The sequence below is a fragment of the Vibrio sp. 10N.222.51.C5 genome, assembly GCF_041474575.1.
In the GTDB taxonomy this organism is placed as follows: Bacteria; Pseudomonadota; Gammaproteobacteria; order Enterobacterales; family Vibrionaceae; genus Vibrio; species Vibrio crassostreae_C.
In genome coordinates this window covers 37580-50249 of record NZ_JBFRUJ010000039.1, presented here as the reverse complement: position 1 = coordinate 50249, position 12670 = coordinate 37580, and the positions used below count along the sequence as shown (strand labels likewise).

The 12670-nt window shown below is 40.8% G+C and carries 14 protein-coding genes and 1 tRNA gene; 7 read left to right on the top strand and 8 right to left on the bottom strand.

Annotated features, from left to right (window positions below; translation table 11 throughout):
* Positions 1 to 46: 46 nt before the first annotated feature.
* Together AB4558_RS12920 and yejK are read right to left on the bottom strand one after the other, a co-directional pair.
* On the bottom strand, positions 47 to 1450 hold the full coding sequence (locus AB4558_RS12920) for an Hpt domain-containing protein (protein ID WP_372158850.1): 1404 nt from the start codon (positions 1448 to 1450) through the stop codon (positions 47 to 49).
* 105 nt (positions 1451 to 1555) lie between these two features.
* A complete protein-coding gene (gene yejK, locus AB4558_RS12915) occupies positions 1556 to 2560 on the bottom strand; it encodes a nucleoid-associated protein YejK (protein ID WP_017061190.1) in 1005 nt (334 codons plus the stop codon).
* A gap of 84 nt (positions 2561 to 2644) precedes the next feature.
* Between yejK and AB4558_RS12910 the strand changes: the two genes are divergently transcribed.
* From AB4558_RS12910 to AB4558_RS12890, 5 genes are all read left to right on the top strand, one after another.
* Positions 2645 to 2872 (top strand): YejL family protein, encoded by a 228-nt coding sequence (locus AB4558_RS12910; RefSeq protein ID WP_004734063.1) that lies wholly within the window; start codon positions 2645 to 2647, stop codon positions 2870 to 2872.
* Positions 2873 to 2900: 28 nt separating this feature from the next.
* The gene (locus AB4558_RS12905) at positions 2901 to 4709 is read left to right on the top strand and encodes a DUF3413 domain-containing protein (RefSeq protein ID WP_136981682.1); all 1809 of its coding nucleotides are present in this window, start codon (positions 2901 to 2903) and stop codon (positions 4707 to 4709) included.
* Positions 4710 to 4847: 138 nt separating this feature from the next.
* A tRNA-Ser gene (locus AB4558_RS12900) sits at positions 4848 to 4938 on the top strand.
* Between the two features lie 88 nt (positions 4939 to 5026).
* On the top strand, positions 5027 to 6304 hold the full coding sequence (locus AB4558_RS12895) for a site-specific integrase (protein WP_102319790.1): 1278 nt from the start codon (positions 5027 to 5029) through the stop codon (positions 6302 to 6304).
* A 362-nt stretch (positions 6305 to 6666) separates the two neighbouring features.
* Positions 6667 to 6786: a transposase family protein gene (locus AB4558_RS12890; RefSeq protein WP_102319791.1), complete on the top strand. Its 120-nt coding sequence runs from the start codon at positions 6667 to 6669 to the stop codon at positions 6784 to 6786.
* 5 nt (positions 6787 to 6791) lie between these two features.
* Here the strand turns inward: AB4558_RS12890 and AB4558_RS12885 are convergent, their stop codons facing one another.
* The 6 genes from AB4558_RS12885 to AB4558_RS12860 form a co-directional block, all read right to left on the bottom strand.
* The gene (locus AB4558_RS12885) at positions 6792 to 7232 is read right to left on the bottom strand and encodes a YiiD C-terminal domain-containing protein (protein ID WP_102319792.1); all 441 of its coding nucleotides are present in this window, start codon (positions 7230 to 7232) and stop codon (positions 6792 to 6794) included.
* Positions 7233 to 7297: 65 nt separating this feature from the next.
* Complete coding sequence (locus tag AB4558_RS12880; protein WP_102319793.1) at positions 7298 to 7942, bottom strand: DsbA family oxidoreductase; 645 nt, start codon at positions 7940 to 7942, stop codon at positions 7298 to 7300.
* A 118-nt stretch (positions 7943 to 8060) separates the two neighbouring features.
* Positions 8061 to 8372 (bottom strand): EthD family reductase, encoded by a 312-nt coding sequence (locus AB4558_RS12875; protein WP_102319794.1) that lies wholly within the window; start codon positions 8370 to 8372, stop codon positions 8061 to 8063.
* 45 nt (positions 8373 to 8417) lie between these two features.
* Positions 8418 to 9218: an SDR family oxidoreductase gene (locus AB4558_RS12870; RefSeq protein ID WP_102319795.1), complete on the bottom strand. Its 801-nt coding sequence runs from the start codon at positions 9216 to 9218 to the stop codon at positions 8418 to 8420.
* Positions 9219 to 9359: 141 nt separating this feature from the next.
* Positions 9360 to 10181, bottom strand: a complete 822-nt coding sequence (locus AB4558_RS12865) for an AraC family transcriptional regulator (RefSeq protein WP_198589006.1) — start codon at positions 10179 to 10181, stop codon at positions 9360 to 9362.
* Between the two features lie 165 nt (positions 10182 to 10346).
* A complete protein-coding gene (locus tag AB4558_RS12860; protein WP_102319796.1) occupies positions 10347 to 10940 on the bottom strand; it encodes a TetR/AcrR family transcriptional regulator in 594 nt (197 codons plus the stop codon).
* Positions 10941 to 11062: 122 nt separating this feature from the next.
* Here AB4558_RS12860 and AB4558_RS12855 point away from each other — a divergent pair, with 122 nt between their 5' ends.
* A complete protein-coding gene (locus AB4558_RS12855) occupies positions 11063 to 11881 on the top strand; it encodes a peroxiredoxin family protein (protein ID WP_102319797.1) in 819 nt (272 codons plus the stop codon).
* 18 nt (positions 11882 to 11899) lie between these two features.
* Positions 11900 to 12457 (top strand): carboxymuconolactone decarboxylase family protein, encoded by a 558-nt coding sequence (locus tag AB4558_RS12850; RefSeq protein WP_055024802.1) that lies wholly within the window; start codon positions 11900 to 11902, stop codon positions 12455 to 12457.
* Positions 12458 to 12670: the final 213 nt, after the last annotated feature.

Sequence of the window (12670 nt, the reverse complement as noted above, 5' to 3'; positions counted from 1 at the left end):
ATTGTATGAGCGCTTCGTCAGAGTATTGTCAAAAACCCTGTAAAAGTTAACGCTGACTGTCTAAATATTCATGAGCAGAATCCACAGAGGCTTTTATAGCCTGCTCTAGTTCAGCTAAATCATGTTCACTGATCGCTCTGGACTGCTTCATTGTCATTTCAATGGTTGCGGCAATGATGGCTAACCGAGACGCTTTAATACTGCCAGCCACGCCTTTTAAGCTATGTACAATGCGAGCCGCGGAGGTTTCATCTTTAGTCAACAAAGACTTAAACTTCTCGTAGTCACCTGCGTGGTCTTGTACAAACACACCAAGCAAGAGTTCGACAGACTCAGCATCACCATCGAGCGTTTCTAACATGTCTTCGATATCAATCGCAGGCTTTGAATCTGTGACACTGGCAACGTGTTTCTCTACTACTGGCGCCTGTTCAGGGACTTGCTGAATAGAGTATTGCGGTACAACGGGTTGGCTTGTAACGTTAACGCTCTGCGGAGGTTGAGAGTCGGAAGACTGGCGCGTTGGCTTGTTCTCGGATACATAAGCGTCACTATCTGCTTGTTTCACTGCTGAGGAAACAACATCGCTATAAGAAGCGTCTTCCTTACTTGAATTAATTTCTAGTTCAGAGCTGAGTTCTTGGTCTGCTTCTTTCATCGTTTTTGTGGACCTAACGCCCCAAAACACTATCCCGCTCATCGCCACCAAGCTTAAGCCTAGCATCACCAACAATAGGTTGAATTGACGATCATGGAACTCAGCTTCGAGTTTTATGATCTGTTCATTTACTGAGTTTTTCTTAATCTTATCAACCAAATAGTTAAGCTGAGCGTAATCACTCAACAATGCTGACGCATCAGCCAGTAGTTGTTGGAGTGCATCTTGTTCTTCGTTTTCTAAGGAATAAGATTTTTCTAGAATGGAATCAAAGGCGCGATAAGTCGCTGACGAACTTTGATTTTCAGAATACATGGCTTCAAATACCACAACACCGAATTCGTTGAGGAGCGGTTTTAGCTGAGGGGAAAGCTCTTTATCAGCACGCAAGATCTTAATGTTATCAACGATGTCTTGAACTTGGCTTTCTATTGGAATGAACTCATCGAACTTTTCTAGGAACTGATCAGCTACGTACAACAGTTGGTTGACATCAGGACGAAACAAGGCGTGTTGGAAATCAGATTCAATCTGCAGTCGGATCGAATAAACCAACTGAGCATCGAGTGCGAGATCATTGATACGAGAGACTCGAAGCGGTTCTGAGAAATAAAGCGATTGCCTCAATTCGTTGACTCGAATAGCGAGCTCTTCGATTTGAGCTAGAGAATTGGTGTAGGAACGGCTTAGATTAAGAAGAGCCAATGAAGGAAGTAACCACAGAGCCAAGAGCACAACCAAAAAGGTGGCTGGTTTTTTAAAGCGTTTGGGCTTTGCTACTGATTGTTCCATCTATATTCCTTGTGCGTGTTAACTTGAAGCCATGACCGTAGCTAAAAGATTAAGCACAAAATAAGCGACAACGTCCTGCTGCCGCTTTTATCCGTTAACTTCGGACTATGACTTATTGCGAGTCAGTTGGTCACGTAAGTTCGGTGGAGTGCCTTTAATCGTTAGCGTGTCTGTCTCCGGATCGTAAAAGATACGTTCGCCTAGAAGCAGACTATCAAAACTAACATTCAAACCGCCACCAGCACCAACAAATTTTGTTAGTTTACGCATAGTTGCGCGATCGGCTGGGAAGCTGTCTTCTAACTCGTAGCCTTGCTCACTAGTATAGTCAAAGAAGCTTGTGCCATCAGTGCTTGCTGGCAACTCACCAGAAAGTTCACGAACTTGTACTTCATCGCCCGCTTTAAGCTGCTCGTTACAGTAATCCGCAACCTGCTTTTTGTAGCTGATCGCTTCTTCTTTCTCTAATTTAGAGTCAGAAACGAAGTCTTCTACCGCTTGCATCAGTACTTGGTTCTGCTGTTTCGCATCCAAACCAACTTCAGCTTGTAAGAAATCTAAGAAGAAATCCGCGACTTTACGGCCAACACGTCCTTTAATGTAAGTTAAGTAACGGTTTGATTCTTTATCAGTCTCATAAGTTGAAAGGTCTAGACGAGCCGCGATATCCATTTTTGAGATATCAAGGTAGTCAGTCGCACTAATATCAAGCCCTTCAGTTACCTTTAGGCTTTGGTTTGAAGGCAATAAACCAATGAAAAGGTAATCTGTTGCAAGTGACTGATATTCAGCCATTACCAAGATACCTTCGTCAGCGAATGGGTACTTTGATAGTTCGTCTTTTAGACGTTGCGCACTCTTTTGAGAAAAATCGTAAAAGTTTGTCTCACCAGCACGAAGTTGATGCAACCACTGCTGGAATTCGCTGTCAGATTTGAAAGAACCAAACCCTTTGCCTGCTTTTGAATTAAAAACACGGTGAAGTTCAGCAACTAGGCTTTCAGATGAAGCATCGTTTTCTAGAGATTCAGCACGATAGTTAACAATCAGCTCATCCTGATCGTTCTTGCTCAGCTGGTGTAAAATTACGTTGGAAAGGTGAAGGCTCATAGTGAAAATATTACCGTTCAGGTTTCAGTTGTCGTGCATAGTAGGTTATCATAAGCCGCTTTTACTATCATTATTAGAGTCCTTATGCCGATTATATCTAAATACACAGATGATCAAGTTGAAAAAATCCTAGCTGAAGTAGGTGCTGTACTAACTAAGCACAAAGCTTCGCCAGAACTTTCACTGATGATCGCTGGAAATATCGCAACCAATGTCTTAAATCAGAATGTTGCTGCTTCACAACGCAAAGGAATTGCTGAAAAATTTGCCGAGGCTTTAATTTCTTCTCTTGAAGATAAAAAGTCTCACTAAATTTGATTGACGGATAAAAGAATTATAAATGGTAGACAGCGCAAACTCATATAGCGATCGTGTATCTCGACTGGTTGGTTGGGGTCACTGGTTTGCATTTTTCAACATCATTGCTGCGATGTTGATTGGTACTCGTTATATTACTCAATCTGCTTGGCCAGAAACCTTGCTAGGCCAATTCTATTTGGCTGCATCGTGGGTTGGTCATTTTGGCTTTTTAGTGTTCGCGCTCTATCTATTAGTGCTGTTCCCGCTCACTTTTATTCTTCCGTCGAGGAAGTTATTACGTTTGGTTGCCGTTATCTTCGCGACCATAGGTTTAACTGTCCTACTGATTGATACCCAAACGTATCAAAATATAAACCTCCACCTGACGCCTGTCGTGTGGGAGGTTTTATTCAGTGGAGAGGAATCTGCATTCACGTCTGATTTGCAGCACCTCTTCATTGTTATGCCGCTTATCTTCTTGCTGCAACTCGGTCTATCTGAGTGGGTTTGGCGTAAGCAGCGTAAACTGTCTCATAAACACATTGGCCGTCCGATTACTGCCGTCTTCTTCTTGTGTTTCATCAGCAGCCACTTGACCTACATGTGGGCTGATGCGTACTTCTATAACCCAATTACTAGCCAGAAAGCGAACTTCCCACTGTCTTACCCAATGACAGCGAAAAGCTTTATGGAAAAACATGGCCTATTAGACCGTGAAGAGTACCTTGAGCGTTTAGAAGCGAACAAAGAGAATGTAAACCTAGTTAGCTACCCGCTAGAAAAAATTCAATACAACCGCCGCAGTGATGATCTTAATATCCTGATGGTGAGTGTGAACAACCTTCGCTCTGACGCTCTTAATGCGACAGCGATGCCAAACAGCTATGCCTACGCACAACAGTCGATCAACTTCACCAACCACTACAGTTCAAGTAACGATATGTTTGGTATTTTTGGCTTGTTCTACGGCCTACCGAGCAGCTACGCAAGCAGCATTGAAGCTCAGGGGTCAAGCGCAGTATTGCTCGATGTTTTAGAGAATCACGATTACAAGTTCGCTGCTTTCAGTGGCGACAACTTTAGTGATGCACTGTACTCGGATATCATCTTCCGAGGCCGTGATGTGATGCCAGAGCAAGCAACTTATGATGACCAGAGTGCCATAAAAGCTTGGTCTAACTGGATTCAATCACCGCAAGCTAAACGCCCTTGGTTTAACTTTATTGAATTAACCACACTGGATAACTTCGCCAGCTACAATTCAAGTTCAGAGTCGGACTCTACGCTAACGACAGCAGAGCGTTTTGCAGCAGACTATCAAAAGTCGGCGACAGCTGCCGATGCTCAGCTAGCAACTATCTACGCTGAACTGGAACGCTTAGAGCTTGCCGATAACACGGTGGTTATCATTACCTCTAACCACGGTACTGAGTTTAACGAAACCAAAACCAACAGCTGGGGTGCAAACTCCAACTACAGTCGTTATCAGTTACAAGTACCACTGTTTATCAGCTGGCCTGGCAAGTCTGCTTCTGAATACACCCACCGTTCTAGTCATCTAGACGTGTCAGTAACACTGATGCAAGAGCTATTGGGTGTATCTTCGAACCCAACAGATTTCAGTAGTGGTCGCAGCCTGTTTAATGAACGTAACAGAAAGTGGATTCTCGCGGGCGACTCTCGTGAACTTGCTCTTGTTACTGACCAGCAAACAACGGTGTTGGATAAATTTGGTAACTACAAATTGTACGACCAAAATTACAAGCGCCTGAAAAACGTAAGCCCTCGCTTACCTGTGTTGATGCAAGGCCTGACAGAGCTACAGCGTTTCTACACAAAAAATGACTAAATAATCAGCAAACAGCAAAGGGAAGCCAATGGCTTCCCTTTTTTATTGCCGTGAATGATTAGAAAACAAGCAACAAAACAAAATTATGAAAATTAAGGGTTTACAAGATCCTCCACCCCTTATATTATTCACGCCACTGGAGGGATGGCTGAGTGGTCGAAAGCACCGGTCTTGAAAACCGGCAACCGTTAATAGCGGTTCTAGGGTTCAAATCCCTATCCCTCCACCACATTAAAAATGAGATAAGCCGTTGTATTACAACGGCTTTTTTCATATCTGCAAGGTGCCAAGTCAAACCATAAGGATTGACTCAGACAATGTACCTTTTCCGCGCCCCAAATTGCACCTACTACACACGTGTTTGTCTGCCGAAAAAACTTCGAGATAATGGCTTTCCGTTCGATCTGAAAGTATCTTTACTAACCAAGAACCGTCAACTTGCTTCTGAACGCAATCTAACCGTTGCTGCTAGTCTAAAAGAGTTAATAACTAAAACTCATGGGCAAAGTTGTGTAGAAGGCTTTAAAGCGGATTGTGATGCGATTATCGATGAGGTTCGTAGTAAGTTTGAATCGAATCAACCTGATATTGAGGTATCTGCCGCTCCAGTTCGTAAAGCAGAACATCGGGACTTAACTTCTACAGTTCACCGAAAGAATCACCCTGTCGTTTCATTAAAAGCGGCGCTAGACGCTTTTGTCGCTAGTAAGAAGTTGCAAAATATCAGACCTTTAACAGTGCATCAGTTAAATGCTCGTGCCAGTCACTGTATTAACCTGTTACCCGTTGAATCCGTGGATCCTGTTACTTCGGCTCATGCGTTGGTGTACCGTGACCAACTCCTCAAGGAAGGGCGTAGCTATAAGACAAACAAAGAGTACCTTGCTGCTGCTTTTCAGTTTTTTAAGTTTGCTAAGATGATGAATTACATCGCACTGAACCCCTTTGACGGCATTAAGGTAGATAACAAGCCACTCAAGCCTACTAGTGAAGAACGTGAACGCTGGTCACTCAAGGATCTTAAGCTATTCTTCAAGTCTCAAAAATTTGTTGAACAGGATGTAGAGTTCCGCTGGATCTCGTGGATATTGCTTTACTCAGGAATGCGTCCATCTGAAGTGTGTCAACTAAGAGTGAATGACATAAAAGAGGCTGATGGGAGCTACTATTTCGCTGTCAATGTTGACGATGAAGGTAAGTACGTCAAAAATAGCAACAGCATCCGCAAAATCCCTGTCCATGGTCAACTAATTAATTTTGGATTGCTGCAGTACATTGCAACTAGGAAGTCCAGCGGTACCAATAATCTATTCAGCTATGAGCCAAAAAACATCTTTGCCGATTGGTCTAAGGCCTACCTTAATAAAATGACCAAGTACCAGACATCTATTGGTATGCTGCCACGCCACCGCCCAACGAGTTATGGATTCAGACATACTTTTATTGATGAGTTGAAGCAAAAGGGTGTTTCTGAGTTGATTACAGCTGAAATCGTAGGCCATAAGCAGCAAGGGGTAACGTATGATCGCTACGGCAAACAGTTGAATTTGAAGGAGCTTGCGAAGGCATTAAACAAGGTTACTTTTAAGCTGTAGTGCCGTGTGCTATTTCAATGTTAAGAAAAGCCGAGCTAGCTATTTACCGAGCTAGCTCATATTTGGACAGGAATCATTTAGAGTACTCTGTCTAAGTCGACTAATATTGATTAGAAAAAATATCCAAAATTATCAAAGATCTATAATTAGTTTCGCCCTCTTTATCTACAAAACGAGCGGTGAACGTTAGCCGTAGAGTACAGGGCAAGATCACGAAGCTTTACCTTAAGCTAAGTTTTTTATCTTATACTTCTTTTTGATAACAAACCAAGTCAACCATGTCTGAGCTCAATTTATTCAAATACTTTGTAGCCATTGAAGATACACGCCAATCAGGATAAGTTGTAAATAAACTCTTAGATATTCTGTTCCTTACCATTAGCGTTGTGATTGCAGGGAGTCAAGGTTGGGAAGAAATTGAAGAGTTCGGGCGTGACAAACTGGATTGGTTGCGTAAGTTTTTAGTTTTCATTGCATTTTGACCTTATTACTCTTTATTAAAAACGACGTATATTCCCTCAAAAGTAGCAACCAACTCATCCGCACAAAATAGATTGCAGGCTATTTGAACACGACCTTTTCCCTTGCGTTGAAACGCACGATGAAACCGAGACCACGCCGTAAGGTTGTCATATTTACATACTGCTGTTACATCTTTGCTGGCGGGTTTCAGGTATCGAATGCTATTTTCTTGAATAACAATTTGATGTTTTTTACCCTCCAACTGGGCATAAACTAAAGACCAACCTGCCAAAATACCAACAACAGATAAGCTGCCGCCAAACACCGTATTCATGTGGTTGGTATTCATTCTCAATGGTGCAGTAATCTCGATATTTTTGCTGCTACAAGTATTCACACAGATACCGAGAGACTTTGATACTGGTATATGATGATGAAGGTAGACTTCAAGCTCTCTATGTTTCATATAGACCGTTGCCTTTTTCAGACCGCCAAAATATTGCAAAAGTCCGTTTTAGAGGGATGCAGGAATTACACTTTAGCTAATTCAGTTAATACTTGCTTATACGTATCCACTGATTGGGCTCCAGAAATAGCGCTCTCGCGATTGAATACAACTGTTGGAACACCTGATATACCCGCTTGCTTCCATTTCTGTTCCAGCGACTGGACATGACTTCGCATATTATCGTCATCTAGGCATTGCATTGCTTCGTCAACATTAATACCAAGACTTTGCAACTCTTGCTCGAGGGTACTCTTGCTGGATATATCTTTTTGCTCGCTATAAAACGAAGCAAATAACCGATTTTTAAGCTCGGTTTGCTTGCCTACACTTTTTGCATGCTCCAGAAGAATATGAGCATCAAGGGTATTTACAGCTTTTAGTCCGTCAAAGTAGTCGAATTTAAACCCAACGTCTTCTCCAAGCTCTGTCATCTCTTTTCTGAAACGAATGCTATCTTCTAATGTAGTACCGTACTTCCTTTTAAGGTGGGCACGTAGGTCTTCACCTTCAAGCGGCATATCTGGATTTAACTGAAAAGGTTGCCACTCAATCTCAATGCGATCTTCTATACCAAGCTCTTTTATCGCGGTATTTAAACGCTTATAACCGATAATACACCAAGGACAAATCACATCTGACACAATATCCAATTTGATTTTCATATTCATATTTAACTCTTTTTATCAAGCGTTTAGCTTCAATTTTTTTCATTAAATAACACTAAGCAGAACCCAAATTGTTTATTATTCGGTATCCTGCTCATTTTCACCGTAGAGAGTTGCGGTTCTATATTTTTTGCTCACAAAGCTGAATTGATGGAACGGTATTAGTGAAGTTCGGTACATCAGCTTTTATCTTGTCTGCATTTGGGCCAAATGCCGTTTGAAATGACTCTATAGATTCAAATGAAATTGTACTAATCGCCACATATGCCGCTGCTTCACTAGGAACAACACTTGCTAACCCTGCATCTACTGTCGCCCCTTTTAGTGCGTCTCCCAGAAGCTCTCCTATCATAGGAACATGTTTGTTGCAGTAATAATCAAAATCAAAAATCACATCATCGTTATTTGGGTATATTACGTATACTTTAATCATTGCTTTTTTCCTTTTTCTTTCACTAAAGTTTTAAACTGTTGGGGGTTACATTTTGTTATTGGGCATTGCTTTTCCAATCATTGATTCACCCATTATTGCCTGCTTTTGGTGGGGGATGATCCCAGAAAGAATAGCGGTCATTCGATTACGTTTACCTGGAACCACAACTGCTTTTCTACCCAAACCATTGATAGCTATTTCTGCTACTTCCGCTGGATCTTTTGCAACCATTGGTAATTTTGACCAGTCAACACCATTATCAGCTGTCATCGGTGTAGTTGTTAACCCAGGAGAAAGAACCGTTACATCAATACCTTTGGGTTTAAGTTCGCCATGAAGAGATGCACCTAGCTGAAGAACGTAGGCTTTGGTACCTGCATAATTTGAAAAATATGGGGAAACCATATGACCAGAAAGACTTGATACCATTAAAATACCGCCTCTTTTTCTTTCGATCATTGTTGGTGTAAAGTGGTGAGTCAGTTGCAACACAGAGCTAACATTAAGCTGTATCATCTTCAACTCTTGCTCTAGAGATGATTTAGCAAACGAACCATTAACTTCAATACCAGCGGCTAGTACAAGTAGCCCAATACTTTTGTCAATTTGCTTAACTTTTTCGACGCCTTCTGACGTACTTAAGTCAGCAGAAACGGTCGTTGCTTTAATTCCGTAGCGTTCCGTAAGCAACGTAGCTTGCTCTTCAAGCTCTTTTTCTCGACGAGCGACCAAAACAACGTTCAATCCTTTTGCTGCAATCTGGCTTGCCATTTCTGCGCCAATGCCTGATGTTGCCCCTGTGATAAGTGCCCAATCACCATATTTTTCTTTAAAGCTGATACCCATAATTCGTTACCTTTCTCTGTGTTTAGTTGATGGGGTAACTATATGGAATTTGGAGGTACAGGGCTCTCCATAAAAGTTCAAAAATTGCTCACATTAGTTCAAACGAGCCAACCTGAATGGAAAGGTTAAAATGCGTTGGTGTCAGGTTAAACGAAATTGAGAAGGGGATAGGCCTGTTTGTCCTTTAAAGGCACGGTTAAACGTGGAAATCGACTCGAAACCCGTTTCAAAAACGATGTCGGAGATACGTAAGCTATTATCTTTCAGTAACACTTTAGCTTTGTTGATTTTTAATTTGGTAATGTATTTTATTGGGGGTTCTGAATACACCTCTTTAAACTTACGTTTAAAAGTAGAAACACTCATATGACACAATGCTGCCAACTCATCCACACTCAGATCCGCATACAGATTACTTTGGATAATATCTTCAAATTTGGCAAAGTTAGGTTTAAACATAGAAGCAAGAAAATCGAGTTCAGAAGGTGCGCTGGTTCTTTTCGCCATAAGAATGACAAATTCACGTAGTTTGCTCTCGATAAGCAAATCATCCGCCAACTCTGGAGAATCCAGCAATATACTGATGCTATCACGATAGTGCTCTAGCAATTTGTCCACTTCAACCTGCAAAATATTATAATCGACCCTGTATTTTGACTGGCTAATATCAAAGTTAAACAGTGACTGAAATATTTCAGGATAGAGAAGGATACCAATCGCTTCACCTGCACCTTCATCATTATGATAGCTAGTGTTTTCATAAAAGTAGTTGGTGCATTTTGCCAGTATTCCGCAGTTTTTGTTCAATGAAGCAGATTCTGTCTGTTCCCTGACGTTAAAATCGCCATTTGTGACAAACGCAAAACACGCTTCACTGTCTACAAATACGCGCGGCATACGTTTGAAACTGGGTATATCTTGTTTTTGAAAAACAATACGTCCATTATATTTTATTGTTTTCATTTAAAGGCACCATTCAATAGTATTGCGATAAGGATAAAGCAGTCTACCTGCTCGATTAAATAATTGGCTCAACTAGAATCGTGTTGCTACGGTGCTGCACTCATAATCATTAGACATCTAAAACTCGACAACAAAGCTAAAGCTCGAGAATAGTCTACGCATAATCTATTTTTCAAATGTACTCAATACAAGCATGAATGCATGTATAGATCGAGCGAGAGATTCATGTGGTCTTTGCCCTCTTGATTGAACTTTGAGTCCTTGACGAAACGTAAGGAAATAGTCGGTCAAATGCTCTGCATCTATACCATCAATAAGTCGTTCTGTTTTCTCATATTGAGTAAAAAATGCCAGTGTTGCAATACGACCTTGTTCAAACTTCTTAATAACATACTCATAGAGGGCTGGTTCGTTTGATTTTAATTCAACAATACTGTTTGTAATTAAGCAGCCGTAAGTGAGTAGATCATTCTCTGGATTTAAGAACTCACTATCAAATAAATATTGAAGATTCTCTGATATTGATTTATTTGAGTCGAGTTTCCTGAGTACCACAGACATGTGATGCTCAACATAGAAATCTACTATACATTTAAACACGGTTTCTTTGTTGCCAAACGCGTTGTAAATACTGGTTTTCGTTAATCCTGTAACGGTCGATAATTGATCCACCTTAGTCGACGCATAACCATGCTGCCAAAAATATTTGGCCATAACTCCAAGCACTTCTATCTCGTCAAACTGTCTTTTCTTTGCCATTTATCTATACAACTACATAAAATTCTTATTGACACCTATTGTACTAGTTAGTACATTAATTGCAAATGTACTAACTAGTACAATTAGGCAAAACAATTAGGCAAAACAATGAGGAACAAACGATGTATTCAGCTATAGCACTATCACTACTTGGATTTTCCACAACGGTGATTGGAAGTTTGCATTACTTTCTAAAAGTAAAAAAGAACAAGCCGCCCAAAAATCCTATCATCCTTATGCTAGCACTTGCCGCAGGTGTCCTTTTGGGGCTAGGTGCAATTATCAGTGGGATTATAAATATGCATTGGAGCTTTGTTTTCGTTGTCTTAATGTCCAGCTTTTCCATATTTCTTGGTGGTAAATTCATTTGGGTATTCAGTCAAAAAGATACTCCTCTAGGTGATATTGAGGTTGCAATTGGAGATAAGTTCCCACAATTCGAATCAACCACATATGACAACGAGATTTATTCGACTGATGACCTAAAAAATCAACGTGTTCTACTTAAGTTTTACCGAGGTGCTTGGTGTCCATACTGTAGTGCTGAATTAAAAATGTTTAACGATATGAAACCGACTCTGGATCGATATGGAGTTAAGGTCGTTGCGTTGTCGGGAGATACGGCAGAACAAGCAAAAATGCACATCGAACGAGATAGTTTAGATCTTCTTCTTTTGTCAGACCCAGAACTCAAAGTAGTTAAACAATACGGCGTTGAACACCACAAGGCTTTAGGGGCTGACTCGTCTAAAACAAAAACAGTATTAGGGCTGCCATTTCCTACTTCATTTGAATACAAATCAATGTCTATCCCAACATCGATCTTAATTGATGAACATGGTGTCATCCAATGGATAGATCAATCTGAAGACTATCGACTAAGAGCAAGCGAAGAACGATTAACTCAAGCCTTACGCAACGTTTTCACCATTAATAAATAATAAACCGAGAGAATTATTATGTTTAACTACCACAATATTGAAACAGCACCAGAAGCATCAAAGCAAATGATGGAGCAATCTAAAAAATCACTTGGTTTAATTCCAAATTTACATAAAGTGCTAGCAGATGCTCCTGCAACTTATCAAGCTTATTTGAAGACTTATGAGTTATTCACGCAAAGTACACTATTCAGTCCACTCGAAGCTCAAGTGGTTCTGATGACATCAAACTTTGAAAACAACTGTCACTATTGCGTTCCTGGTCATACGTGGATCATGAAATCAGCTAATATGCCAGAAAGCATTATTGAAGCACTACGGGAAGGAAATGAGTTACCTGATGTCAAACTACAAGCGTTGCATGTCTTTACTAAAGAGCTACTAGATAATCGTGGTCATATAGGTGATGAAAAGTTGCAGAACTTTCTAACGGTAGGATACACAGAGCGGCATGCGCTTGAAGTGTTGACAGGCCTAGCTTGCAAACTTATTTCAAATTTCACCAATGCATTATCTCATACACCAGTTGATGCCCCATTAAAGGCTTTTGACTGGACTCACCCTTCAGAGAGGTAAGATCAATCTGAAGAGAGTATCTACTGATACTCTCTTTTAATGGCCGTGTATTTTCATAAGTATATGTGTTGTGGATTAGTAAATTTGGCCACATAGTCAGAACTCTAGGCATAAAGAAAAGTAAGTCAAATTACAAACCTTTAATATAGCCTCATTCCTGCTCTAGCTTGTTATGGGGCACTTCTGAGTTATGAGGTGCGGTAATTGTCGTAG